At 39.8% G+C, this 26,792-nt stretch carries 24 protein-coding genes and 5 tRNA genes; 25 read left to right on the plus strand and 4 right to left on the minus strand.

The genetic code is table 11. The annotated features are described in order from the left end of the window. Positions 1–115 precede the first annotated feature (115 nt). The 7 genes from HWV03_RS06830 to purF all read left to right on the plus strand — a co-directional run bounded on the left by HWV03_RS06830 (position 116) and on the right by purF (position 8,720). Complete coding sequence (locus HWV03_RS06830; protein WP_211679044.1) at positions 116–2,305, plus strand: FimV/HubP family polar landmark protein; 2,190 nt, start codon at positions 116–118, stop codon at positions 2,303–2,305. Positions 2,306–2,488: 183 nt separating this feature from the next. After that, the gene (gene truA / locus HWV03_RS06835) at positions 2,489–3,280 is read left to right on the plus strand and encodes a tRNA pseudouridine(38-40) synthase TruA (RefSeq protein WP_211679045.1); all 792 of its coding nucleotides are present in this window, start codon (positions 2,489–2,491) and stop codon (positions 3,278–3,280) included. A 347-nt stretch (positions 3,281–3,627) separates the two neighbouring features. Next, positions 3,628–4,584, plus strand: coding sequence for an acetyl-CoA carboxylase, carboxyltransferase subunit beta (accD, locus tag HWV03_RS06840; protein ID WP_211679046.1), 957 nt, complete (start codon positions 3,628–3,630; stop codon positions 4,582–4,584). A gap of 23 nt (positions 4,585–4,607) precedes the next feature. Beyond that, entirely contained in the window at positions 4,608–5,933 is a 1,326-nt protein-coding gene (gene folC, locus HWV03_RS06845) for a bifunctional tetrahydrofolate synthase/dihydrofolate synthase (RefSeq protein WP_211679047.1), read from the plus strand. Positions 5,934–5,939: 6 nt separating this feature from the next. After that, complete coding sequence (locus HWV03_RS06850; protein WP_211679048.1) at positions 5,940–6,530, plus strand: SPOR domain-containing protein; 591 nt, start codon at positions 5,940–5,942, stop codon at positions 6,528–6,530. A gap of 103 nt (positions 6,531–6,633) precedes the next feature. Further along, entirely contained in the window at positions 6,634–7,143 is a 510-nt protein-coding gene (locus HWV03_RS06855; protein WP_211674651.1) for a CvpA family protein, read from the plus strand. 59 nt (positions 7,144–7,202) lie between these two features. After that, complete coding sequence (purF, locus tag HWV03_RS06860; protein ID WP_211679049.1) at positions 7,203–8,720, plus strand: amidophosphoribosyltransferase; 1,518 nt, start codon at positions 7,203–7,205, stop codon at positions 8,718–8,720. Positions 8,721–8,813: 93 nt separating this feature from the next. On the opposite strand, the gene lpxH is transcribed toward purF, so the two are convergent. Together lpxH and HWV03_RS06870 are read right to left on the minus strand one after the other, a co-directional pair. Continuing rightward, a complete protein-coding gene (gene lpxH, locus HWV03_RS06865) occupies positions 8,814–9,551 on the minus strand; it encodes a UDP-2,3-diacylglucosamine diphosphatase (RefSeq protein WP_211679050.1) in 738 nt (245 codons plus the stop codon). Positions 9,552–9,630: 79 nt separating this feature from the next. Beyond that, positions 9,631–10,128 carry a peptidylprolyl isomerase gene (locus HWV03_RS06870; protein ID WP_211679051.1) on the minus strand — a complete coding sequence of 166 codons (498 nt, stop codon included), beginning with the start codon at positions 10,126–10,128 and terminating at the stop codon, positions 9,631–9,633. A gap of 247 nt (positions 10,129–10,375) precedes the next feature. Here HWV03_RS06870 and cysS point away from each other — a divergent pair, with 247 nt between their 5' ends. Both cysS and HWV03_RS06880 read left to right on the plus strand, forming a co-directional pair. Next, positions 10,376–11,767, plus strand: a complete 1,392-nt coding sequence (gene cysS / locus HWV03_RS06875) for a cysteine--tRNA ligase (protein ID WP_211679052.1) — start codon at positions 10,376–10,378, stop codon at positions 11,765–11,767. A 153-nt stretch (positions 11,768–11,920) separates the two neighbouring features. Further along, positions 11,921–12,343 carry an FKBP-type peptidyl-prolyl cis-trans isomerase gene (locus tag HWV03_RS06880; protein WP_370629429.1) on the plus strand — a complete coding sequence of 141 codons (423 nt, stop codon included), beginning with the start codon at positions 11,921–11,923 and terminating at the stop codon, positions 12,341–12,343. Between the two features lie 130 nt (positions 12,344–12,473). Here HWV03_RS06880 and folD read toward each other — a convergent pair whose 3' ends face one another. Beyond that, positions 12,474–13,331 (minus strand): bifunctional methylenetetrahydrofolate dehydrogenase/methenyltetrahydrofolate cyclohydrolase FolD, encoded by an 858-nt coding sequence (gene folD / locus HWV03_RS06885; RefSeq protein WP_211679053.1) that lies wholly within the window; start codon positions 13,329–13,331, stop codon positions 12,474–12,476. A 155-nt stretch (positions 13,332–13,486) separates the two neighbouring features. Here folD and HWV03_RS06890 point away from each other — a divergent pair, with 155 nt between their 5' ends. The 7 genes from HWV03_RS06890 (at position 13,487) to HWV03_RS06920 (ending at position 15,339) form a co-directional block, all read left to right on the plus strand. Further along, entirely contained in the window at positions 13,487–14,080 is a 594-nt protein-coding gene (locus HWV03_RS06890) for an NUDIX domain-containing protein (RefSeq protein ID WP_211679054.1), read from the plus strand. 232 nt (positions 14,081–14,312) lie between these two features. Further along, positions 14,313–14,389 (plus strand) — tRNA-Pro (locus HWV03_RS06895). A 1-nt stretch (position 14,390) separates the two neighbouring features. Continuing rightward, a tRNA-Arg gene (locus HWV03_RS06900) sits at positions 14,391–14,467 on the plus strand. Positions 14,468–14,530: 63 nt separating this feature from the next. After that, positions 14,531–14,606 (plus strand) — tRNA-His (locus tag HWV03_RS06905). 71 nt (positions 14,607–14,677) lie between these two features. Beyond that, positions 14,678–14,762: transfer RNA gene (locus HWV03_RS06910), tRNA-Leu, on the plus strand. 4 nt (positions 14,763–14,766) lie between these two features. After that, a tRNA-Pro gene (locus HWV03_RS06915) sits at positions 14,767–14,843 on the plus strand. Positions 14,844–15,003: 160 nt separating this feature from the next. Next, a complete protein-coding gene (locus tag HWV03_RS06920) occupies positions 15,004–15,339 on the plus strand; it encodes a hypothetical protein (protein ID WP_211679055.1) in 336 nt (111 codons plus the stop codon). 226 nt (positions 15,340–15,565) lie between these two features. Here HWV03_RS06920 and HWV03_RS06925 read toward each other — a convergent pair whose 3' ends face one another. Further along, positions 15,566–16,399, minus strand: a complete 834-nt coding sequence (locus HWV03_RS06925; RefSeq protein ID WP_211679056.1) for a LysR family transcriptional regulator — start codon at positions 16,397–16,399, stop codon at positions 15,566–15,568. A gap of 422 nt (positions 16,400–16,821) precedes the next feature. Between HWV03_RS06925 and HWV03_RS06930 the strand changes: the two genes are divergently transcribed. The 9 genes from HWV03_RS06930 to HWV03_RS06970 all read left to right on the plus strand — a co-directional run bounded on the left by HWV03_RS06930 (position 16,822) and on the right by HWV03_RS06970 (position 26,681). Beyond that, complete coding sequence (locus HWV03_RS06930; protein ID WP_211679057.1) at positions 16,822–17,934, plus strand: hypothetical protein; 1,113 nt, start codon at positions 16,822–16,824, stop codon at positions 17,932–17,934. Positions 17,935–17,943: 9 nt separating this feature from the next. Beyond that, positions 17,944–18,153, plus strand: a complete 210-nt coding sequence (locus tag HWV03_RS06935) for a hypothetical protein (RefSeq protein WP_211679058.1) — start codon at positions 17,944–17,946, stop codon at positions 18,151–18,153. Positions 18,154–18,759: 606 nt separating this feature from the next. Beyond that, positions 18,760–19,065, plus strand: coding sequence for a PTS sugar transporter subunit IIB (locus HWV03_RS06940; protein WP_211674661.1), 306 nt, complete (start codon positions 18,760–18,762; stop codon positions 19,063–19,065). A gap of 134 nt (positions 19,066–19,199) precedes the next feature. Beyond that, the gene (locus HWV03_RS06945; protein ID WP_211679059.1) at positions 19,200–20,540 is read left to right on the plus strand and encodes a PTS sugar transporter subunit IIC; all 1,341 of its coding nucleotides are present in this window, start codon (positions 19,200–19,202) and stop codon (positions 20,538–20,540) included. Positions 20,541–20,706: 166 nt separating this feature from the next. Continuing rightward, complete coding sequence (locus tag HWV03_RS06950) at positions 20,707–21,027, plus strand: PTS lactose/cellobiose transporter subunit IIA (protein WP_255547104.1); 321 nt, start codon at positions 20,707–20,709, stop codon at positions 21,025–21,027. 3 nt (positions 21,028–21,030) lie between these two features. Beyond that, on the plus strand, positions 21,031–22,332 hold the full coding sequence (locus HWV03_RS06955; RefSeq protein WP_211679060.1) for a 6-phospho-beta-glucosidase: 1,302 nt from the start codon (positions 21,031–21,033) through the stop codon (positions 22,330–22,332). A gap of 11 nt (positions 22,333–22,343) precedes the next feature. Then, the gene (locus HWV03_RS06960; protein ID WP_211679061.1) at positions 22,344–23,105 is read left to right on the plus strand and encodes a carbohydrate deacetylase; all 762 of its coding nucleotides are present in this window, start codon (positions 22,344–22,346) and stop codon (positions 23,103–23,105) included. 266 nt (positions 23,106–23,371) lie between these two features. Beyond that, entirely contained in the window at positions 23,372–24,376 is a 1,005-nt protein-coding gene (gene fdhD, locus HWV03_RS06965; protein WP_211679062.1) for a formate dehydrogenase accessory sulfurtransferase FdhD, read from the plus strand. Beyond that, positions 24,366–26,681, plus strand: coding sequence for an FdhF/YdeP family oxidoreductase (locus tag HWV03_RS06970; protein WP_211679063.1), 2,316 nt, complete (start codon positions 24,366–24,368; stop codon positions 26,679–26,681). The genes fdhD and HWV03_RS06970 overlap by 11 nt, the downstream gene beginning before the upstream one ends. Positions 26,682–26,792 lie beyond the last annotated feature (111 nt).

A 26,792-nucleotide genomic window follows, 5' to 3' on the forward strand; every position in this document is an offset into this window, starting at 1 on the left:
TAACCATTAGAATAGTTAAGTAGAAGATACCAGTAAATTCATGTGTATACTGAAATTTTGGATATGTTATATTAATTTTAAGTGTGTTGGTGTTGTTTCATAGTAAGGGTTAACAATGATATCGGGTTTATCGAAGTTAAAATGGATTGTTTTATTTCTGCTGATTCCTATGGCGGGTATTGCTGCGAATTCAAATGGATTTGTTCTTCAATTAAAAGGCCCTGAAGTGTACACGCCTTCTTCGCCTAATAGTTACGGACCAATTGTGAAGGCTGATACGTTATGGTCAGTTGCAACCGCCACGAGGCCAGATAGCCGCTTAAGTTTATACAAAACGATGACCGCCATTTTTGCGCTTAACCCTCATGCATTTTTAGGTGGTGACATCAATAAAATGATTGATGGTAGTTTGCTTAAGATCCCCAGTGCCGCTGAGATACAAGCAACAGACGGTTCAGCCCTAAAAAATGCGCTCACGAAAAAATCAGTTGCTAAAACGAAATCAACCCCACCGGGCAATACTGCTAAACCAAGCACGAAGGTGATTGTCAGCAATAAAATTCAACGTGATAAACTTGCTTTATTACAAGGTGAGCTAACAGAAAGCAATGAACATCTTTTATTATCAAGTGAAACTAATCGACGCCTGAAATTACAGCTCGAAAGTATTCGTATGGAATTAGCGGAACTTAAAGAGCAAATGGCGATTGATAATGCATTGAAAGCGGATTTAAAAGCATTAATCGAACAGCAAAATACACGTATTTCTGAACAGCAAGTTACGATAGATGATGCCAAGAAAAAAGCGGTGATGGAAGCTGAAAGCTATAACAATTGGTGGTTAATTGGTGGTGTCTCTGGTGTGTTTTCATTACTGTTTTTAGTTTGGTTAGGGCTATGGTTAAAAAATAGAAATGATCAGAAGAATAATATTGAAGATAGCGTGATGTTTGATGCGGATAATACCGTTGATGAACTCAGTGATTACCTTAATACTGAAAGCTTTACATCTGATAGTGCGATGTCTACGCCTGAAGAGGTTAAAGCACCCGCAGGAAAGCCTGCTGATAAGATAAGCACATTTGAAGCGGCCAACTTAGAAGTGCCAGATTTTAATTTAGAGCTCGACGCAGAAGATACTGTATTTTTAGATGAACCTAATGATTTGCCAATAGACTCTATTATTACTAAACCTGCAGCGCCTATTATGCCGGAAATTATAGATCAAGCGCCTGTCATACCAGAGTTAAATGATAATGATTTTAGTGATATTGACCTAACATTAGATGACGAAAGTACAAGCTTTGAAAATGATAGTGTGGCACCTGATCTAAGCTGGCGTGAAGAGCTAGACGAACCTAGTTTGATCCCAGACGATCCGAAAAATAATAAAAATACATTGGATGCTGATTTAGCTGAAGTCGATTCAATGTTAGAACAGTTTAAACTCAGTAACTCACAGACTACTGGCGCTCCAGCTTCTGAACCCGTTACAGAATCACCACCAGTAGTAACTGATGAATTTGTGAATATGGACGATATTGACAGTATCTTAGCTGAAGCTGAATTAGAAGCGATAGCGCAAGCGGGTGACGTTGTGCCAAGTAACACATCATCTGTTCCAGATGTGAACCAAGTTGTTGATATGGACGATATTGACAAGCTTTTAGCGGAAGCTGGTTTAGATGATATTGCTCAAGCTGACAATATTGCACCGAAAATAGAAACTCAGCAAGTCGTCGATATGGACGATATCGATAGTCTTTTAGCTGAAGCAGGCGTTGAAGTCAATTTACCAAAAGCCCAAGGTCAGACTGTTGATGAAATGTTAGCTGAACTTGATGTGACTGTGAGTGAAGCCCCTGAAACTATAAAAAAATCTGATAATGCTGATGAGCCGTTAGATGATATTGAAGCTATGTTGGCAGAATTCAGTCCTAATGCATTTAGTGCTGCGCCAAGCGAACAGCCTCCGATTGATGTTGCAGCAGCACAAGCAGAAGAGTTTATTGATATCGATAAATTGTTAAATGAATCATCGCCAGAGCCTGCTAATATCGAAGATGAACCTTATGATAAAGTAAAATTAGATGTAGGCCTTGATGAATACACTAACCGCTTACCTGATAGTAACGCGGTTGATATTGATGATGATAATAACCGCTTTGGTGCGCAATTAGACCTTGCGCGTGCCTATCTTGAAATTGAAGATAAAGATGGTGCTAAATCTATTCTAGAACCATTGACGGGTACCGGTGATGCGGTGCAGCAAGCGGAAGTGAATAAGCTTTTGAGTCGATTATGATTCTTTACTAACAGTTAGTAGTGTAAAACATTAGTGGGATTATTGAACTTTAGCTACTTTCAACTTGTAAGCTGAAGCGGTATAATTGAGCGATATAATTATTGTGTAATAATTAGTAAAGCGGTGGCGAAAGTCACCGCTTTTTGTTTTTTAAATTAATGAAAGTCTAAAGTTGGAAGATAAATGCGAATTGCACTCGGTATAGAATATGACGGTAGTAAATATTACGGCTGGCAGCGACAAATGGACGTGATTAGTGTTCAAGAGAAACTGGAAGATGCATTGTCACGCGTTGCGAATCACCCTGTGAGAGTTCATTGCGCTGGACGTACCGATTCTGGTGTTCATGGTACTGGTCAAGTTGTGCATTTTGATACTGACTCTATCCGTAAAGATGTGGCATGGACGCTGGGTGTCAATGCTAATTTACCTGATGACATAGCAGTTCGTTGGGCGCAGGAAGTTGATGAAGAGTTTCATGCTCGCTTTAGTGCAACAGCAAGACGTTATCGCTATATTATTTATAACAATAATCTACGTCCTGCAATTTTAGGTTCTGGTGTGAGTTATTACCATGGTGATATTGATGCTGAATTAATGCATGAAGCGGCACAGCAATTAGTGGGAGAACATGATTTCACTTCTTTCCGAGCTAAGCATTGCCAAGCCAAAAGTCCCGTTAAGACTATGCTGCATATTAAAGTGATCCGTCAAAATGCGTATATTATTATTGATGTGAAAGCGAATGCATTCTTACACCATATGGTGAGAAACCTAGCCGGTTCATTAATGGAAGTCGGTAAGGGTAATAAGCCCGTTACGTGGATTGGTGAATTATTGGCCGGTAGAGATCGTTCTGTCGCAGCGGCAACAAGTAAAGCTGAAGGTCTGTACATGATTGAAGTGGACTATCCAAGCGAATTTAATATTCCAAGACCTGCAGTCGGGCCATTATTTTTACCTGAAAGCTTTTAATTGTTTGATTTAATGACAATAAAATACTAATTGGTGAAAGGTGACTTATCATTGCTAAGAGCGTGAGGAAGCGATTATAAGCTGTTATTATTTATGTCGCTTTATCATTTTTTATTGATTTCTGACGGTAAGTCACAAGGGTATGACCAGTTTTAGATAAACTTATTGGATAATCTGTGATTTAATTGTGTCACACGATAAATGTGGAGTATTGTTAAGTTCGACAGATATCGACTTAACGCATTAATTTTTGTTAATTGGTTTTGAATTTTTGTATCATTATCGTATTAACAACGCATTTAACATCTTATACTTCAATTAATTAGAACAAATTATAAGTAGGGTTCATGAGCTGGATTGAAAAAATACTACCAAAAAGCAAGAGCGCAACAGCGCGTCGTAATATTCCTGAAGGTGTGTGGACTAAGTGTACCTCTTGTGACCAGGTTTTATATCATGCAGAACTTGAGCGTAATTTAGGCGTTTGTCCTAAGTGTGATCACCACATGCGTGTGAATGCACGTGAACGTCTTAATAAATTACTTGATAAAGATGGCCGCATTGAAATTGGTGCAGAATTCGAACCAAGTGATAAATTAAAGTTTCGCGATACCAAAAAATATAAAGATCGTTTATCCAGCGCGCAAAAGAAAACAGGCGAAAAAGATGCGCTAATCGTAGAAAAAGGGACGATTAAAGGTATTCCAGTTGCTGTTTGTGCATTTGAATTCTCATTTATGGGCGGTTCAATGGCTACCGTTGTTGGTGCTCGTTTTGTTGCTGCAATAAATGAGTGTATGGCTGAAAATCGTGCGTTAATTTGTTTTTCTGCAAGTGGCGGTGCGCGTATGCAGGAAGCATTATTCTCATTAATGCAAATGGCGAAGACGAGTGCGGCGTTAGCGAAGCTATCAGCAAAAGGTTTACCTTACATTTCTGTGCTTACAGACCCAACAATGGGTGGTGTGTCTGCAAGTTTGGCTATGCTAGGTGACATTAATGTTGCTGAACCAAAAGCGTTGATTGGTTTTGCTGGACCACGTGTTATTGAGCAAACAGTACGTGAGAAGTTACCTGAAGGTTTCCAACGTAGTGAGTTCTTATTGGAGAAAGGTGCGATCGATATGATTATTGATCGTCGCCAAATGCGTGATAAACTTGCAGGCTTATTAGCGAAGATGATGAACTTGGAAACGTCTGATAACATCGCGACTGCACCAGCAAGTACAGAAGAAACGCCAGTAGTTGTACCTGCAGCGGATGAAATTAAGACTCCAAGTGACGCTCAAAACATTAACGAGTAAACACTAACGAGTAACTATTACCGATGTTGAACAGTATTAATAAAAGCCAGTCTCTCGCAGACTGGCTTTGCTATTTAGAAAGTATTCATCCTGTTAATATTGAAATGGGATTAGGTCGCATAGGACGCGTTGCTGCTGATTTAGCATTAACCACATTTGATGCCAAAGTCATTACCGTTGCAGGTACAAATGGTAAGGGGTCTACCTGCGCATTTTTAGAACGAATTCTACTTGATGCTGGGTACAATGTTGGTGTCACCAGTTCTCCCCATATTCAAGATTACCGAGAGCGTGTTCGCGTTAACGGTGAAATGCTCTGCGCACAAGCGCATGCTGATTCATTTGCCTTTATTGAAGCAGGACGCGGTGATACCACATTAACTTATTTTGAATTTACGACATTATCCGCATTGAAATTATTTCAAGATGCAACATTAGATGTTGTGATCCTTGAAGTTGGATTAGGTGGTCGTTTAGATGCTTCAAATATTGTTTCTGCTGATGTTGCTGTTGTCACTACGATTGATATTGATCATGCTGATTGGCTTGGTACAGATAAAGCCGTTATTGCACGTGAAAAATCGGGTATTTTCCGCGCCAATAAAAAAGCTATTTGTGGTGTGATTAATCCGCCACCTACCATTGCTGAGTATGCTGACGAAGTCGGTGCTGAACTGGTTGCTGTTAATCGAGACTATTATTACACGCAGCATGCTGAAAGTTGGGATTGGCAAGTGAGTTCAACAGAACAACAAGCTAATATTGGCTCTGTGTTTTCTGGCCTGACTATTCCCCAGTTACCTCTGCAAAATGCCGCTACGGCAATTGCCGCAATTCAAGCGTTAGGGTTGGCTGTACCTGAATCTGCCATTCGAAGTGGTGTTGCGAATGCTATGTTACCAGGTCGTATGCAACGATTAGGTACCTCGCCACAACAATTCTTGGATGTTGCACATAATCCTGAGTCAGCGGGTTACCTCGCAACACAACTCGCACGTTTCAAGCAACAGGCTCATTTGCCAGTTAAGATTATTGCTGTTGTTGGCATGCTCAAAGATAAAGATATTGCAGCAAGTTTGGCAGCTTTAACAGATGTTATTGATTGTTGGCACTTAGCTGCATTACAGGGCGAACGCGCTGCACCTTGTCAGCAAATCGAGCAGGGATTAGTGGATGCAATGCAACAGAGTGGGAAAAGCCGTGATAGCCTTAGCCAGCAGCCTATGAGTCATGATACAATAGCGCAAGCTTGGCAATCAGCAAATCAAAGTGCTGATTGTAATGATATTATTATTGGTTTCGGCTCGTTTTTCACGGTAGCGGAAATTATCCAACATATAAGTGGTTAAATAAACGTGGCATCGACATTTCAACATCGTTTAGTCGGCACTATTATTCTAGTGGCGATTGGTATCATATTTTTACCTGACTTACTAGATGGTCAGAAGGTCACGTATCGTGAGAATGCTGCGAGCATTCCCTTGCGCCCTGCGTTAGTTGAACTTGCTGAGCCCGTTAACTTTGATTCATTTGATAATGAAGTGGCGGAATTACTCATTGAACCCGCCCCCACAATTAATTTAACGGCGGCTAAAAAAGCGGAACCAGCAGTATACACACCTAAACCTATCACTAAAGCACCGAAACTTATCCCACTAGCTAAACCTGTCGAAACTACAAAAGTAATACCGCCAGTTGGTAATAGTTGGAATATTCGTTTAGGTACCTTCAAGAATTCAGTCGCAGTTGATGAATTGGTTGAAAAAATTAGAAAAGCAGGCTTTGATGCTTATCGATTACCGCGCCATAAACAGGCCGGCCAGTTAAATCGATTATATGTAGGGCCAAACGTAAATAAAAATGAGCTAAAACGTTTATTGCCAAAATTACAAAAAATCACCGGTTTGAAAGGTGTAATTGAGAAATTTGACCCTCGAGACAAGTAATTAAAAAGCCGACATTTATGTCGGTTTTTTTTGTTTATAACTATTATCAATCTCGTATTTAACTTGTTACAATGACGCGAATTTCAAACGAGTGGAACAAAAAATGGCATGGATTGATTACCTTATCTTAGGTATTGTTGGTTTATCTTCAGTGATAAGTTTAGTGCGTGGTTTTGTCAAGGAAGCGTTCTCTCTTTGCACTTGGTTTTGTGCCTTCTTTATATCTCGCTATTATTATCAAGATATTGCTGCCTACTTAGAAAATTTCGATGCATTTAGTGCTGCATTCAGCGAACAGTTAGTTAAAAATGGCGTTGCGATAGCGCTATTATTTATTTCGACCCTTATGTTAGGGGCTTTGCTAAATTACATACTTGGTCAATTAGTGGATAAAACTGGTTTATCAGGTACGGATAGATTGCTCGGTGTATGCTTTGGTATTGCCCGAGGAGTATTAGTGGTGTGCGTATTACTGTTATTTTTACAGTTATTCACCAGTTTCCCGGAAACGGCTTGGTGGCAGGATTCGCCACTAATAGCTGAGTTAAAACCACTCATTAAATGGTTTTTTGAACATCAAGCTTCTGCATGGGACAACATGCAGGGTTTATGACAAGCGAAACGTTATAAATAGCATTTTATCGAAAGCACAGTAAACGAGGAATTTAGGTTATGTGTGGAATTGTTGGCATTGTTTCTACAACCCCTGTTAATCAGTCTATCTATGACGCATTAACAGTATTACAGCATCGTGGACAGGATGCTGCTGGGATTGTAACCTTAAGTGATGGAAACTTTAGGCAGCGCAAAGCAAATGGTTTAGTGAGCGATGTATTCGAAGCTAAACATATGCAGCGTTTGAAAGGTAATATTGGTATCGGTCATGTTCGATACCCTACGGCAGGAAGCTCGAGCGCCGCTGAGGCTCAACCTTTCTATGTTAACTCTCCGTTCGGTATTTCCCTTGCTCATAACGGAAATCTAACCAACGCCGCCGAATTAAAAGAAGAGCAATTTCATAAAGCCCGTCGTCACATTAATACCACGTCTGATTCAGAAGTATTACTTAATGTTATGGCGCATGAATTAGATAAATGCCCAAGTTTACATTTGACTGCAGAAGATATTTTTACTGCAATTAAAGCTGTACACAAGCAAGCACGCGGTGCTTATGCTGTGGTATCACTGATTATTAATCATGGTCTTGTTGCTTTCCGTGATCCTAACGGTATTCGCCCGTTAGTATTAGGTGTGAGAACTGAAGATGAACGAAAAGAATATATGGTAGCTTCTGAATCTGTTGCACTTGATGCAGTAGGTTTTAACTTTGTACGTGATATTGAACCAGGTGAAGCTGTTTATATTACTGATGAAGGTGAGCTATTTAGCGCGCACTGTGCTGAAAATGCAAAGCATAACCCATGTATTTTTGAATTTGTTTACTTTGCACGTCCAGACTCAACCATTGATAAGGTATCGGTTTACGAATCACGTCTTGCAATGGGCGAGAAACTCGGTCATAAAATTAAGCGTGAATGGGCTGATATTGACATTGATGTTGTGATCCCAATTCCTGAAACGTCATGTGATAGTGCGTTAGAAATTGCAAAAGTATTAGATTTACCATATCGCCAAGGTTTTGTTAAAAACCGTTATATTGGTCGTACGTTTATCATGCCTGGACAAACTTTGCGTCGTAAGTCTGTACGTCGTAAATTGAATGCAATTTCATCTGAGTTTATAGGTAAAAATGTACTACTAGTTGATGACTCTATTGTACGTGGTACAACATCAGAACAGATCATTGAAATGGCACGTGAAGCAGGCGCAAATAAAGTTTATTTAGCTTCCGCAGCCCCTGAAGTACGTTATCCAAACGTATACGGTATTGATATGCCGAGTTCAGAAGAATTGATTGCTCATGACCGCAGTGTTGATGAAATTGCCACTATCATTGGTGCTGATGCGCTTATCTTCCAAGACCTAGGTGATTTGGTCGCTGCTGTTTCAAGATGTAATCCTGAGATTAAAAAGTTCGAAACATCTGTGTTTAGTGGTGAATATGTTACTGGCGATATTGATGGGGCTTACTTACAGCGTCTTAATGATGTCCGTAGCGATGATGCTAAAACAGTCAAAGAACAAAAGGAAGAAATAGCTAATTTAGAGATCCACAATGAAGGTGCGTAATCTTTAATGTGAGCTAAATAATTTAGTCGATTGATTTAAAAAGGAGCGTAATGCTCCTTTTTTAGATCTTCCATTTTTCCAGCTGCGCTATTTTTATGCATTTTTTAAAAATGCACGCTGTTGCAGATCATATTGGCCATCATGCCAAATAAGTACGCTACCTTGATCAAACCAATCACCTAACACAATACGTTTACCAATTTTATCACCCGGTAATAGCACATCGTGAATATTCGGTTTGTGGGTATGACCATGAATTAATATCTGGCAGTTATATTCTTGCATTTTATCGACAACTTCAGATTCTGTTACATCCATGATCGTCATACTTTTTTGTTGATTACCTTGTTGGCTTTTTCCTCGAATTTTATCGGCAATCGCTTCGCGGACAAAGATAGGTAAACAGGTGAATAATTTCTGACGCCATGGGATATTAACGGCTGCACGAAATGCTTGGTATTTTTCATCTAGCGTACAGAAGGTATCGCCATGTGCAATGAGTACCTTTTGGCCGTCAAGATTAATCGCTGTGTAATCTCCGAGGATTGTTATGCCTGTACGTTTAGCAAAACGCTTACTCACCAAGAAGTCACGATTACCTTTCACTAAGAAACATTTCACACCACTGTCGGTTAACGCTTTAAGTCCATCTTGAACGCTGTCGTTAAGTGGATTACTAATATCATCACCAGACCAGAATTCAAATAGGTCGCCTAAAATGTAGAGCGCGTTAGCTTCGCGTGCTTCGGTCGCAAGAAAGTGTAAAAATAATTCGGTTATTTGCGGACGGCGTTCATCAAGGTGCAGATCTGAAATAAAAAACGTTGTCATGTGATGGTTTCATCCTTGTGGGGAATAAAAAAATACACTACCGAAGCAGTGTATCAATTTTAATAAATAGAGTAAGCAATTATGCTTCTTCTACCGTTACTTTTGTGATGATGATGTCATCTGATGGTACGTCACCATGGCCACGGCGGTTACAGGTTGGTACCTTCTTGATCTTTTCAATCACGTCCATACCTTCAACAACTTCACCGAATACGCAGTAACCCCAACCTTGAGAAGTCTTGCTTGTGAAGTCTAGGAAGTTGTTGTCTTTCACGTTGATGAAGAACTGTGAACTTGCTGAATGCGGGTCCATAGTACGTGCCATTGCTAATGTACCACGTTTATTAGACAGACCATTGTCTGCTTCATTTTCGATAGGTGCATTTGAATTTTTCTCTTCCATACCAGGAAGCATGCCGCCACCTTGAACCATGAAGCCATCGATTACACGGTGAAAGATAGTACCTTCGTAGAAGCCGCTTTCTGCGTACTCTAGGAAGTTAGCTGCTGTTTTTGGTGCACTTTCAAAGTTAAGTTCGATTTTGATATCACCGAAATCTGTATGTAGAGTTATCATTTTAATGATCCTTTAGTTAGTTAACGGGTAAATTCTATCCTAAAGGTTAGCAATGGCAAAGCTTTTCGATAGTGAAGGGGTAGGAAGGGCTTATTTTTGTGCTTTCATTTGGCTGATTTATACACTTTTTTCGTTGTTCAGTTAAATTTCGACCTTTTATGCTGTTGCAAAGCTAGTAATCATTAATGCTAATGGTAAAATCAGTCAATTAATTGCATTTTACTGTTTGCGCAAGGATCACTATTCGATGCTGAAGATTTACAACACACTGACTCGCCAAAAAGAAGAATTTAAACCTATCACCGAAGGTGAAATCGGTATGTACGTATGTGGTGTGACTATCTATGATTACTGTCATATAGGTCACGGTCGTACTTTTGTGGCGTTTGATACTGTGGTGCGTTATCTTCGCCATCGCGGTTATGCGGTTAAATTTATCCGTAACATTACAGATGTTGATGACAAGATCATTAAACGTGCAAATGAAAACGGCGAAACTTGCGATCAGTTAACTACGCGATTTACCCAAGCCATGCACGACGATTTTGATGCACTACATATGATCCGTCCTGACATCGAACCGACGGTAACGGGCCACATGCCAGATATTATCGAGATTATCGAAAAATTAGTCGCAAAAGGCCACGCTTATGTTGCTGATAGTGGCGATGTATTATTTGAAGTGAAGACGTTTGCTGACTACGGTAAGTTAAGTGGCCAAGACTTAGATATGTTACAAGCGGGCGCGCGCGTTGAAGTTGAATCAAATAAACGTAACCCGATGGACTTCGTGTTATGGAAAATGGCGAAACCAGGTGAACCAAGCTGGGCTTCACCTTGGGGTGAAGGGCGTCCAGGTTGGCATATTGAATGTTCAGCAATGAATAACAAACTACTGGGTGAAGTATTTGATATTCATGGTGGCGGCTCTGATTTGATGTTCCCACACCACGAAAATGAAGTGGCACAATCATGCTGCGCACATAATGGCGAGTACGTTAATACTTGGATGCATTCTGGCATGGTGCAAATCGACAAAGTAAAAATGTCTAAGTCACTTAATAACTTTTTTACTATCCGTGATGTATTGGAAGAGTACGACGGTGAATCTGTTCGTTATTTCTTACTTTCAGGTCACTACCGCAGCCAGTTAAATTACTCAGAAGAAAATTTAAAACAAGCACGTTCAAGCTTAGAGCGTTTATATACCGCATTACGTGGTGTGACAGTTGCCGACGTTGATGGTCTAGTTCCTGGTTGTGAAGCGTACGTTGAAACGTTTAAAGCGGCAATGGATGATGACTTTAATACACCAGAAGCATTTCCAGTGTTGTTTGAACTGGCAAAAGAAATTAACCGTATTAAAGATACTGATGCGAAACGCGCAGGTGAATTAGCCGCACAGTTAATTTCATTTGGTAATGTACTTGGTCTACTGTCACAAGAACCTGAAGCCTTCTTACAAGGTGATGCAGGTGAAGATGATGAAGTGGCTGAAATCGAAGCGCTTATTAAACAACGTAACGATGCTCGTGCAAGTAAAGATTGGGGCATGGCGGATGATGCTCGTGACAAGTTAAATGCGTTGGGTATTGTATTGGAAGATGGTGCTAACGGTACTACTTGGCGTCGTAAGTAAAGTTGGCGCTGTAAATAAAATTGAATTAACTTTAAATGTTGATGACTGAATGTGTTGAATTTAAGCCGTCATCGGCGTTTTTTTACTAGATAGGGATTAATCATGTTTAAAATTATTTCAGTGATCATCGGTTGTGCGTTGATTTTTTTCCTTATGCAGCGCATGGGGGGGAATAAAAAACAAGCCGCTGAAAATATAGAATTAGGTAAAGAGTTCTTAGCCGCGAATTTAGAAAAAGAAGGTGTTGAAGTAACTGCGTCAGGCCTACAATCGAAAGTACTTACTGAAGGTACTGGCACTGAACATCCAACCGGTCGTTCTAAAGTAACAGTTCATTATCACGGTACATTATTAGACGGTACTGTGTTTGATAGCTCTGTACAGCGCGGCGAGCCGATTACATTTGGTTTAAATCAAGTGATCCCCGGTTGGACCGAAGGTGTACAGTTGATGGTAGTGGGTGAGAAACGTCGCTTCTTTATTCCCAGCAATCTAGCGTATGGCAACCGAGGTGCTGGTAGTATCCAACCTGGTTCAACACTGATCTTTGAAGTGGAACTGTTAAGTTTCAAATAAATGCCTAATTAAGGTTTAAGCGCAGAGCTTAGCTTACAAAAAAGCCGCATGACCAAAAGGTGATGCGGCTTTTATTATTTATAATACGTGATGGTTTATTACGTACTATTTGTAACTGATTGCTTATCGATTACTTTGAATGGTAATCACGGCAAGAGATTAGAGTATTCTCGATCAAGCTTGCAACTGTCATTGGACCAACACCACCTGGTACAGGGGTAATGAAAGAAGCATTTTCTTTTGCTACTTCAAAGCCAACATCACCAACAAGTTTACCATTTTCTAAACGGTTAATACCAACATCGATCACCATTGCGCCTTTCTTGATCCATTCACCTGGAATAAAGTTAGGACGACCAACTGCTACTACAACTAAATCGGCACGGCGTACATGCTCTTCTAAGTTTTTAGTGAAGCGGTGACATGTTGTCGTTGTACAACCTGCAAGTAATAATTCAAGCGTCATTGGACGACCAACAATATTCGACGCACCAACAACAACAGCATCTAGACCATGTAGGTCAACACCTGTTGATTCAAGTAGCGTAATAATACCTTTTGGTGTGCAAGGACGTAATGCAGGGATGCGTTGTGATAAACGACCTACGTTATATGGATGAAAACCATCAACATCTTTGTCTGGGCGAATATGTTCCAACACAAGGGTTGTATCAATATGCGCAGGTAAAGGCAGTTGCACTAATATTCCATCAATCGTGGTATCTGCGTTTAACTCATCAATTAATGCTAATAAAGCTTCTTGTGAGCTATCTCTTTCAAGATCGTAAGATTTAGAAACGAAGCCTACTTCTTCACAGGCACGACGTTTACTCCCAACATATACTTGTGATGCCGGATCGGCACCCACTAAAATCACAGCAAGACCCGGGGCGCGTAATCCTTGTGCAGTACGCGTAGCCACTTCTTCAGCAACTTTCTGGCGAACTTGCTGAGAAATATTTTTTCCATTAATGATTTGAGCTGTCATTGAGTTATATTCATCTCTTGGTTAGAAAGTTGCGCCATTTTCGCACTAAAATGTGACTTTGTCAGCAATTCTTAGGATAAATAATCATCTAATTAGAGTGACAAAGAAGGTCTATTTGGTTATAAAGATGCTTTAAATTACTTAGGTAGATAACAGTGAAACATCAAGAGCATATTATTTCCGTTTTTGCAGACGTAGCAGCACCCTCAACCCGTTTAATTGACAGTTCAACTGTAAATATCGAAAGTAAAGATGTTGTTATTATGCAGCGCGCACTGTTAGAAACAAATCCTAAATTTCGCCAGCTTATTCCTTATGTGGTTGTAAAGCAGGGTGACAAATACTTAGCATACGAACGTTCTGTATCAGGTGGTGAATCTCGCTTACATAACTTATTCAGTATTGGTATTGGTGGTCACGTTGATGCTGTTGATGCGGTTTATGATGAAAAAGGTGTATTCCAACTAGCAGATACGTTACGCACTGGTATGTATCGTGAATTACATGAAGAGTTAGGTTTAAAAGAAAGCGACTTCTTAGGGATGACAACAATAGGTTATCTTTCTAAAGACGTAACACCGGTTGATGAAGTACATCTAGGTATTGTATTAGTTGCTGAAGTACATGCAGACCTTGTTGTAACGAGCAAAGAAGACGCGTTGAACTTAGCGGGCTTTTTAGCGGCGGACGAATTAGCAAAGCTAAGTTTAGAGTCATGGTCCGAAACTGTGGTAGCAGAGCTAGTATAAGCAGATTAGAACGTCGATAAGCAGGTTAATTGAAACCTGCTTTGTTATTGATTTGCGTTACTATTTAATAAAAATTCTGCAATTAGCATCGAAACTATGCATATTGTTGTTATAATCTCGCTTGGTGTATAACTATTAGGCAGTTGCTTCTTCACTTAGATAAACTATTTGACGAGAACAGAGCAACTCTGTAATATCCACCCTCGTTGACAGACGTAGTCTTCAACACTTTCGGTGATTAGCGCAGCTTGGTAGCGCACCTGGTTTGGGACCAGGGGGTCAGAGGTTCGAATCCTCTATCACCGACCACGACCCCTTAGCTCAGTTGGATAGAGCAACGGCCTTCTAAGCCGTAGGCCATAGGTTCGAATCCTATAGGGGTCACCATATTATCTACGTAAAAGTAGAAATTAATTCGTTTACCAAAACGGGTTGATGTAAAAGTTAGTGGCGGTTGTAGCTCAGTTGGTAGAGCCCCGGATTGTGATTCCGGTTGTCGAGGGTTCAAATCCCTTCAGTCGCCCCATATTTGATAACTCACTAAGGTGAAGTTATCGACCCTTGTCAGAGTTACCTGCTGATAAGTTGATAGTTTGTGCGGAAGTGGCGGAATTGGTAGACGCGCTAGATTTAGGTTCTAGTATCGCAAGGTGTGAGAGTTCAAGTCTCTCCTTCCGCACCATGTTCGGTGATTAGCGCAGCTTGGTAGCGCACCTGGTTTGGGACCAGGGGGTCAGAGGTTCGAATCCTCTATCACCGACCACTTATTTTTCCAAGCAATTGGAATTTGAAAAAGCCTGCTCATTGAGCAGGCTTTTTTCGTTATAACGTTTTTCAAAAATTGCTGCTTATTGGTTATACACTTCAGACTTGAATTTGGTAGCATTTAAAAACAAAGCTTATTTACATAGGATAAAAGTATTATGACTGACAATACACAATTTTTAGAAAAGCTAAACAATGACATCGACACTAAATTACAGTTCGTTGATTACGCTGAGTTAAAAGTAAATAAACATTTAGCTAAAGCGGATCAACCTGAAACACAACACTTTGCGATTAACATTGCATTATTAGCATTAGAAGAAGAGCAAAACACAGCGACTTATTCTGCGCTATTGAAATTGTTAGTGGTACAGCTTGAAGCTTACCTTGCACTTCCAGCTACAACAGTTGCTGATGATTTCCGTGCTGAAATCAAAGACACTATCGCGCAATTAAACGCGCTTGTAGCTGAAGTTGAAGCTGCCGCACTGTAACTATTAGTTACCTAGATTGAAAAAATCTATACTTGAATACCAAATAAAGCATTGATTAACATCGCGTTAATCAATGCTTTTTTCATACATACTAACCTCACTTCATAACGATAGATATGCGGGTGACGTGGTAATCGAAGATTTTATGCATGCTTTGTGAGTGATATCATTTAATAGTATGGTTGACACTCGGTTAGTCATCACAAGAGCCGTGAAATTCGCACGACTAAAAAACATCCGTCTTTAGCCAGTCAATAAAGGCCTTTATTTTCGGACAACCGCGAGATTCGCGGTGGTATAACAACCAAATGTCAGTTGTATAATTGTCTGATAGTGATTGTATTTTCTCTATCTCTGGATGGTTATCAACGACAAAGCAAGGAAGGATCGCTTTGCCAACACCGGCTTTTACGGCTTCAAGTTGACTCAAAATTGAGGACGCGCTGCATTTTATTTTTGCGTCAGGAAAAAGCGTACTCATCCATTTCGATGAGGGTGCAGAGAGGTTATTAAAGCCAATCCACTCATCATTTTTGGCATGATTTGATCCATTATGATAAATACCCCACCGGACGTTTTTTACTTTCCGACCAATTAAATTTTCAGGCGGTGTCGACGTTGATCGTATCGCAATATCAAATGCATGGTTAGTCATATGACTGAATTCATATGATGTGCTGAACTCGAGTTTTATGTCTGGGTATAGTAGATAAAATGCGCTTAGATGTGGGCAGATTAAGCTGTTCATGATGGCTCCTGTTGTGGTTATTTGTAACAGGCCACTGGGGTGCTTATTTTCATTCTCAAGATTTATTTTCCATTGATATATTTCAGCTTCCATTTTTTCACCTGCTGAAATAAGCAACTTTCCATTATCTGTCGGAGTATAACCAGAAGGAGACTTATTAAATAATTTAGTATTACTTTCATCCTCTAATTTTTTTAATCCTCTAATCACGGTGGCGTGAGTGACATTAAGTGCTTCTGCTGCACCTGATGCAGATCCCCTACGATAAGTGAAAAGTGCATAACGGATCAAACCCCAACTTAAGTTGTACATTTTATAACATCCTATTGTTCTATTTTTGCTATTCCATCATCAATGATAGTTCGAGTAGTATATCCCTAATTCTTAGATGAAGTATCAAGTTTTTATGTTTAAGGACGGGGTTATAGTGGCTTGAAATGTTCGAGTCGCAGGAAGTGAATTCACTAAAATAGTGCTTGCTACAAGGTTAGGTAGTTTGAAGTATGGTTTATTTAACAAGGAGTTAGTTATGGTGCTAAATAAGTTTTATATAGTAGGAGATCGCTTTTCCCGGTTTCAGGATAACCTTTTGAAGTTGCAAGAATTGCGCTCTAGTCAAATACCCCGAGAAGATATCAATATCGTATTTGTTTCTGGCTCATTCGAGCTTTACTTGGGCCTATGTTAAGTGCTTTAGCGTAAATAAGGTGTTACTGATTAAAATGAGAATAAAAATGAAAATTAAAATATTGATAGCTCTTCTTTCAGGCTTGATCACTACGTCCGTATCAGCTTATGACTCGTTGAGTGATTCTGGTTTTTATGACTTGCAGAAAAAATCAGGTGGGCACTTTGGTATTTACTTCCTCCGTAGAGCCATTTTTTCTGAATATAGTCCCCAATACCCCTTGTGGTCTGATGGTGCAGATAAAAACAGATGGATTTATTTACCTAGAAGGAAAAAAATTGATACATCAAACCCAAACAGTTGGGTCTTTCCTAGAGGGACAAAGTTGTGGAAAGAGTTCTCATTTATTGAAATGGGAAAAAAGCGTAAAATTGAAACTCGTCTTTTAGAAAAAATTAGTGATAAAGACTGGATAGCGGAAACTTATGTTTGGAATGAGGATCAAACCGTTGCGACTTTAGCTCCTGAGGAGGGAATTAAGGAACATTACCTTTTAGCTAATGGGAAATATTACGATATTCCAAGTAAACATGATTGTAGTTATTGTCACTCGAAAGGAGGTATCGATAGTGGACTAAAAAAAACACCAGTATTAGGATTCTCTGCATTACAATTATCTGATGATCGAGATCCTAACGCTATCCATGGAAGTGAATTGAAACCTGGGATGATAACTTTATCAGCGCTACAAAGATTGAAGAAAACAACGAAGATATTACAGGTGATGCCGCGTATTCAAAATGTAGCTAGTGCACCATTACAACGCTCTGTATTTGGATATTTGCATGCTAATTGTGGTCACTGCCATAATGAAGCAGGTTTTGCTGAGTTAACAACGACTTTAAATTTCAACCATGATGCAACAGCAAATTATATTCAACAAAATGGTACTTATAAAACCGCAATAGGAAAGTCGATAAGTGACTATCTAACCTCTACGGGTTCTCCTGAAAAAGTGATAAAGCCCGGTGCTGCTGAGAATAGTGCATTGATTTACCGTATGACAGAAGAGCAAGAGGAGTATACTTTTGAAATTCCGTCGTGGCACCATTCGGCAGGTTTCTCATTGACAGCAGGCGTGAAAATGCCTTTTGTTGGTACAAATGTTGTCGATAGTGAAGCTGTTGATATTATTAAGAAATATATTAATAATCTTTAGGTGATTAGATTGGAAAGCGGTAATCAAATAAATGGAGTTATTATAAAAAAGATCTTATTTGTAGAGCCTTCATCAAGGAAAGAAAAGTCTATCACCAGTGATGTGTGTAACAAGGTGATCCGTAATTTACAAATAGACGGTGAATATACAGTCGATCATGTTGACTTGTGGGACGCCGATTTACCGCAGATGAACAAATTGATGAAATATGTGCGTTGATGAATCAAGTCGTAGCATAATATTCATGATTCTAACACCCTCCCAATAAACCTAAAATACCTCACCTCTATATCTTCAATAATATTTATTAACCACCTCTTTTTGTCAGGCTTAAGTCTTCTAAGTACCTTTAAACTTTTGTGGCTAAGAGACTTGGCTCACATAAAAAAACATTAAACTCGAAAGTGATTTAAACTCAAAGTGAGAGATAGTTCACAGCGGGAAATAAGTTCTTTTTTTTATTTATATTTATCAAGTTAAAGATTTAACCCTTCATTTAATACTGACTTTTAATGAACGACCAAAATACGGGCCTACTTATAACATTATGTTTTTAAAGTTAAAAGTGAATCGTGTTAATTTTTTATCAAGATTTCAATGTTAATTATTTGTTTCATTGTACATGGCGTTATGTCCGTAATATGAATTAACAAACTAAAAATGAAACATATTTCAGATCACAAATTAAGTGTTTGGTATTTGTAAAAAAAAATACACCGGCGCAACATGTACCTCAAAGGGGAGTTGTGGGTGAATCTGATGTTGATATTGATTACACACTCCCGATTAACAATTTAAAGATTATAAATCAAGAGGTTATTAGATATGATTAAGATTTTCCTTTGCTGTGCAGCTGGTATGTCTACTTCAATGGTTGTTAAAAAAATGCGACAAGCTGCAGAATCTGCGGATGTTAAAGCTGAAATTAACGCTTATTCTATTTCTGCATTCGAGACTGAAGTTAAGAAACACGATGTTTGTCTTGTCGCACCACAAGTGAAATACAAATTTGCTGAATTCAGTAAGCGTTGTGAAGAAGAAAATGTGGCTTGTGGACAAATTGATATGATGCAATACGGCATGATGAAGGGTAAAGAAATTCTACAGCAAGCTATTGATTTAAAGGGATAGTTAGGCTTTTTGTTCGCGTTGCTAAATGGCTTTTCGATTAAAGACCAGCTAAATAATTAAATCAGTGCGTAGTTTTATCGTTGCGCATTTTTTTGCTGTGATTCAATACATATTTTATAAAAAAAGGAAGTTTTATGTCTCTTATAAATGCAACTATGGATTTTGTCGAGCGCGTCATTGCGCCCATTGCAGGCAAGGTCGCTTGTCAAAAGCATATCTGCGCGATTAAAGATGGTTTCATTTCAACAATGCCTTTCCTGATCGTTGGTTCTTTACTGCTTGTATTTGCTAACCCTCCTGGTTCGGGTAACTGGTTTTTAGATGGCTGGCACTCAGTCGTTCAAGGTATTGGTCGTGATAATATTGTTGGTCCATTCTTTGTTAGTATGGGTATCTTTGCGATGTACTCTGCTTATGGTATCGCATATAACTTAGCTGAGACGCTTAACACAAAAGGTGTTAACCCAATGAACTCAGGCATGCTATCTATGTTCTCTTTCCTATTAGCAGTTGCACCTGCTGTTTGGGTTGGTGGCGAGTTAGGTAGTGTTATCCCTATGGCTTACTTAGGTGGTGCGGGTGCATTTACAGCCATTATTTGTGGTCTATTAGTACCTACGCTACAAACGTTTCTTGTTGAAAAGAACATTCGTATTAAAATGCCAGAAGCGGTGCCTGAAAAAATATCAGCGTCATTTGACTTGCTTATACCTGTTGTAGCAATGATCTTAATTGTGCAAGTTATCAATGGTGTATTGGGTAACTTTGACTTAAATATAGCAACTGGCATCATGGCATTGTTTAGCCCTCTTGTAGCTGCTTCTGATACATTCTTCGCTTTTGCGTTGGCTATTTTATTAATCCAATTATTATGGTTTGCAGGTATTCACGGCGCATCCGTTGTTTTAGGTGTTATTGGTCCACTACTGCTAATCAACTTAGGTGCAAACCAAGAAGCACTTGAAGCAGGTAAAGACTTACCGGCTATCTTCATCAACCCAACCATGGATTTCTTCGTATTCGTTGGTGGTTCAGGCGGTACATTAGCGCTAGTTTGCATGATGGCTCGTTCTAAATCCGCTCACCTACGTACTGTTGGTAAAATGTCATTAATTCCTGGTTGTTTCAATATTAATGAACCTGTGATTTTTGGTACGCCAATCGTAATGAACCCAACATTCTTTATCCCTTGGATTCTTGCACCATTAGTCAACGCATCTATCGTTTGGAGTGTATTCAAGCTCGATTTAGTGTCTAACGTTGTTGCCTTACCACCATGGACAATGCCTGCGCCTATCGGTGCTGTAATGGCCACGAACTCAATGCTAGCAGCAGTTGTTGTTGCAGTCTGTTTTGTTGTGAGTGGTTTAATCTTCTATCCATTCTTCAAAGCGTATGAAAAAGAATTATTAGCGCAAGAAGAACCTGAACAGCTTGATGAAGCAGGGGCGTTATCATCAGCTAAAGCGGCTTAATAAATACTGTATGGGATCACAAATCGCTATATCTCATTAATAACGGTATTTCATAGATAGAAAATAGCCATCTTTTACACATGATTCATAAGGTAATAGATGGCTTATCAAAATTTAGAATAAAAAATTAAGAATAAAAAATTAAGAATAAAAAATTAAGGAATGGATGATGGAAATTACAGAAGAATTTTTGATGACACTTTTATGCCAAGCTGGTGCAGCGCGTTCAGCAGTGATGCAAGCAATGTTAGAAGCAAGGCAAGGTGATTTCGAATCAGCAAAAGCATCACTTAACGCCGCCGATGAAGCATTAGCTGAAGTACATAAATCACAAACAGAACTCATTAGCTTTGACGAAGGTGAAGGCAAAGTAAAAATGACCCTGATCTTAACGCACATTCAAGATCACATTATGAATGCAATGCTGTGTAAAGACCTTGCATTCGAAATTATTGAACTTCAAAGACGAATCCAAAATGAGGACTAAAGTATGTTAAAAATTACAATTATCGGTGGTGGCTCTAGCTATACACCTGAAATCATTGAAGGCTTCATTAATCGTCATCACGAATTGCCAGTGACACACATTGATCTATTTGATATCGAAGAAGGTCGTTACAAAGTTGAGACTGTTGGCGCATTAGCTAAACGTATGATTAAAAATGCAGGTCTTGATATTGAATTAAATATTGAGTTTGACCGCCGTAAAGCGTTAACAGGCGCTAATTATGTGTGTTCTCAAATGCGAGTTGGTATGATCCCTGCGCGTATTCAAGACGAATTACTGGGTAACAAGTACGGTATGATTGGTCAGGAAACTAATGGTATTGCAGGTTTTGCTAAGGCAATGCGTACAATTCCAGTGACACTTTCTTTATGTAAAGACATGGAAGAAATATGCCCTGACGCATGGTTAATTAACTTCACTAATCCGTCGGGTATTATTACAGAAACAGTGCTTAAACATACAAACATCAAAGTAATCGGCCTATGTAACGTGCCTGTTTGCACCCAGTTTGGTATTGAAGAATTGATGGGAACGAAAGATCTGCAAGTTCAGTTTGCAGGGCTAAATCACTTCATCCATGCGTTCCATATTTGGGATCACGGTAAAGATCGTATCGGCGAATTAATCGATAAAGTGTGTTCTGGTGAGGACTTTGCACTGCCTAAAAACTTAGGTGAAGTTACTTGGGTTCCTGAGCAATTAAAACACCTAGGTGCATTACCTTGTGGTTACCACCAGTATTATTACAAGCAAGACGACTTAGAGCAAAAAGAAGTTAAGTCAGAAGGTTATGTTACACGTGGCGAGCAAGTTCAAGATATTGAAAGAGAATTATTTAAACTGTACGAAGATGTAAACTTAAACGTGAAGCCTAAGCAATTAGAAGAGCGTGGCGGCGCACATTATTCCGAAGCAGCATGTGAGTTAATCAATGCGATCCACAATGACAAACGTACTTTAATGCATGTCAATATTCGTAATAATGGCACAATTTCAGAACTGCCAAATGACTGCGCTATTGAGGCTACATCTGTTATTACATCATGCGGTCCACAGCCATTGAACGTTGCGCCAATTACGAACCCTGCGATACGCGGTACGTTGCAATTACAAAAAGCATTCGAAGAACTGGCTGTTGAAGCGGGTGTCTTTGGTAGCTATGGCGCGGCATTACAGGCACTAACAATCAACCCATTAGTGCGTAAAGGTACGGTAACGAAAGAAATTTTAGATGAAATGATTGAATTGAATGCGAAATATGTACCTCAGTTTAACAAAATGTAGAAGAGTTCATTATGAAGCTAATCGTAAACATAGATGATTTAGGTTTAACTGAAAAAGTTAATGAATCAGTGGTCGCGTGCTTTAAAGTTGGCGTTGTTCAGTCTACAACATTAATGATGAACCAACCTGCAACCGAGCATGCGATTGAATTAATCAAGCAAGGTTTAGTCCCCAATGTCGGATTACATTTAACGCTAACCAGTGGTAAACCAATTTTAGCGCCGCGTTTAGTGCCAGATTTAGTTGATAGTGACGGGTATTTTTTAAAGCAAGACAAAGTGATCGCGTCTGAGGTCTTAAGTTTTGATCAAGCTTATAGTGAGTTCAAAGCGCAATATGATAAAGCGATCAATGCGGGTATTAAATTAACGCATATTGATAGTCACCACTTTGCTGCTGTATTTCCGCCATACAAAAAAGCATTCATTGCTTTTGCGAATGATACTGGGATCCCTGTACGCCGTGTCGATCATGTTGTTTCGGGTTGTGAAGGTTTAACGGTACCAACAACTGAAGGGTTTAGTGCAAGGTTCTACGCTGATGGTGTAACATTGGAACGACTGCAAGCGTTGATTCTTGAGTTTAGCGCTAAGATCCCGAATGGGACACTGGAGCTAATGAGCCACACAACATTAGAGGGTGATACGTTATTACCAACACTATCTCGCTACGCAGATAAGCGTGTTGATGAGTTCAATATCTTAACCTCTCAAGCACTCAAAGATTGGTTAGAAGTCCATAAAATCGAATGCATAGGCTTTGATTCTATTTAACTTAACTTTTAACTTAAGAAGCTAGTTAAAATAATACCCATTACGTCAGTCAGAGGTCATGGGTATTAATTGATAACCCCTTCAAGTACCTTATATTGAGTTAGGTGATAAGTTTTTCTTATCAAATGAAAGAATTTTCCCGTTATGTTTATTGCTCTGTAAAAGGTATTGTAAAGTGCTTATCTTGAGTATGTTAAAGCTCTCCGTAAAAATGCTTGTGGAGTATCCCCGTTTTTAACATCAATCTATTAGAGTGAGACATGCCCATGGCTGAACAGAAAATAAGTCCGAAAGATTATTCGTTAGTTGATAGATACTCTGCTTTTAATGCCATTTATCAACAAAATAGCCATCTAAATAACCATACTAATCGTCAGCAAGCGCATCAATCAAGCTTGCTAACTATTGGTGTTGCGGCATGTTCTATCCGACAGATAAATGGTACCGACGTCAGCTTGTCAATTGATTCCGTGATTGTCGAAGAACCTTTAGAGATACACCTCATTTATAGCGATTGCGCGGGCAAACAGAAAGAGCGTGTTTACTTAGTGACGATGCGCACACCGGGTGACGATCTTAATCTGGTTACGGGCCTGTTGTTGGCTGAAGGTATTATCAACAGCGCTAGCGACATTGTTGGTATCAATGAGCACTTTGATTTAGATGACATGAGGCAAAATGAGATACATCTACGTTTATCATCAGATGTTGTTGTGGATTGGGCATTAATCAATCGAGATACCACATCCTTCTCCAGTTGTGGCGTGTGTGGGAAATCTTCAATACAGTCTTTAGAACTACGCGATATCCCCGATTTAGATTCGACAGAAGGGTGGTTGTCGGGCCTTATGATTCCTCATTTCAGCGATACATTACGTCAGTTTCAATCGATGTTTAACCAAACCGGCGGGGTGCATGGATGCGCCTTATTTGATGCTAAAGGGGCTTTATTACTGAGCTGTGAAGATGTAGGACGTCACAATGCATTAGATAAATTGATGGGGAAATTAGCAAGAAGTCCTGAACTTGATCAACAAGAAAAAATTGTATTTCTAAGCGGCCGTATTAGTTTCGAGTTGGTTCAAAAAGTACTTGTTTCTGGTATTTCGGTACTGATAGCAGTAGGCGCACCATCCAACCTTGCGATCAATATGGCGAAACGCTTTAATCTAACACTGATTGGCTTTAGCCGTAATGGTGGGTTTAACGTCTACCATGGTGCTTTTCGTTTAAACCTGGCGACTGATATAGAGAATCAACATGACAATTAAAAAATATGAAGGGGCTGCTGGTGGTTGGGGGGCCTTATTAAGTACGACCAAACATCTGGTGAAAAGCGAAAATGTTTCACGTAATATCCGAAACTTACTCAAAACAAACCAAGATAAAGGGTTCGATTGCCCGGGTTGTGCATGGGGTGAATCCAAAGAACAAACTCGGTTTAGATTTTGTGAAAATGGTGCTAAAGCCGTTAATTGGGAAGCCACAAGTCGACGTGTTACACCTGAATTTTTTGAACAACATCCGGTAAGTTGGTTAACCCAGCAAAGTGATTACTTTTTAGAGTCTCAAGGGCGGCTTAGTCATCCTGTTCAGTACAATCGTGAAACGGGTTGCTATGAAGCGGTTAGTTGGCAGCAGGCATTTACGCTGATCGCGAAGCATTTAAATACACTTGAACATCCTGATCAAGCAGAGTTTTATACATCGGGTAGAGCGAGTAATGAAGCCGCTTTTTTGTATCAACTTTTTGTGCGTAAATTTGGTACCAATAACTTTCCTGATTGCTCCAATATGTGCCATGAAGCAAGTGGTGTCGGGTTGAAACAAGCGATTGGTATCGGTAAAGGTACAGTAACACTGGAAGACTTTGAACATGCTGATGCTGTTTTTGTGTTTGGTCAAAACCCAGGCACAAACCATCCGCGTATGCTAGATACACTGCGTCAGGCGTCGCGTCGCGGGGCGGCCATTGTCACTTTTAATACTTTAAGAGAAAGAGGGTTAGAACGTTTTACTAACCCACAATCAGTGAAAGAAATGCTGACTGATGGTTCGACGCAAATTAGTCAATGCTATTTTACGCCTAAACTTGGCGGAGACATGGCGGTTGTACGTGGTATGGTTAAAGCGCTTGGTGTGATTGATAAAGCCGAATTAGCCGCCGGACGGATCTCTATATTTGATCATGCATTTATTGTTGAACATACCCAAGGCGTCGATGAATACTTAACCGCCGTTGAAGCGACGTCATGGCATGAAATTACCGAGCAAGCTGGGTTATTACAATCTGAAATAGAGCACGCTGCTCGCATTTATTGTCAATCTAAACGGGTGATTATCACGTGGGCGATGGGGATCACTCAGCATAAGCATTCGGTGAAAACCATCCAAGAAATTGCCAACTTACAGCTATTGTTTGGGCAGTTGGGGCAACAAGGTGCGGGATTGTGTCCAGTGCGTGGGCACAGTAATGTACAGGGCGATCGTACTATGGGTATTGATGAAAAGCCCAGTGCTGCGTTCATCAAAAGCATATCGGATGAATTTGATTTTAAAGCCCCTTCAGAACCTGGACATAATACGGTTGAAGCGATTAAAGCGATGCTTGCAGGGGAGAGTAAAATATTTATTGGCTTAGGGGGCAACTTTGCGGCTGCAACGCCAGATACTGCGTTAACACAACAAGCGCTATCCAACTGTAGCTTGACGGTTAATATCGCGACAAAATTAAACCGTACGCATCTTGTGCCAGGTAAAGACTCGCTCATATTACCTTGCTTAGGGCGCACTGATATTGATATGCAAACATTTGGGCCACAAAGAATCACCGTTGAGGACTCGTTTAGTATGGTGCATGCTTCTGCGGGCGTGGTGGCAGGTGATATTGGCGAAATGCGATCTGAGCCTGCTATTATTGCGGGTATTGCGGAAGCAACGCTGGGCAAGCAGCCTATTGATTGGGGCTGGGTCATTGAAGACTATGCTCGGATCCGAGATTTGATTGAAAAAACGATTCCTGGTTTTAGCGACTTTAATCGCAAGATAAAACAACCTGGTGGCTTTTATCTTGGTAACAGTGCTGCGCTGCGACAGTGGCAAACTGCGTCGAAAAAAGCACAATTCATGCAGCATGATCTGCCCGCTCATTTACGGCCTGCAAACTTACGAGAACTCAGTAGCGATCCTGTCTTCGTATTACAAACCATGCGTTCACATGATCAATACAATACCACCATTTACGGTTTTAATGATCGCTACCGCGGTATTTCAGGCGAACGTAAAGTCCTTTTTGTTAACGAGAATGACATCGCTGCATTAGGCATGGAGAATAACCAATTAGTCGATATCGAATCGCTTTGGCCAGATGGTATTGAGCGTAAAGTATTTGGTTTTAAGCTGGTGGCTTATGATATCCCAGAGGGTAATATTGCGGCTTATTTCCCTGAAACAAATCCATTGGTATCTATTGATGGGAAAGGGGATTTGAGTGACACTCCAATTTCTAAAGCGATCCCTGTAGTGTTATCTACGGCGGTATTGAAGAGTAGTAAGATAGATATTGTTACTGCTTAATCCTATTTTACTGCTGTAAACGGCTGACTAATTAGTCATCCGATAGTTGCTTTTTTGACCTTAGGGTGCTCAGTGTTCAAACGTTAATCACATGTTACTAATTTTGCGATA

The sequence above is a fragment of the Moritella sp. 36 genome, assembly GCF_018219415.1.
In the GTDB taxonomy this organism is placed as follows: domain Bacteria; phylum Pseudomonadota; class Gammaproteobacteria; order Enterobacterales; family Moritellaceae; genus Moritella.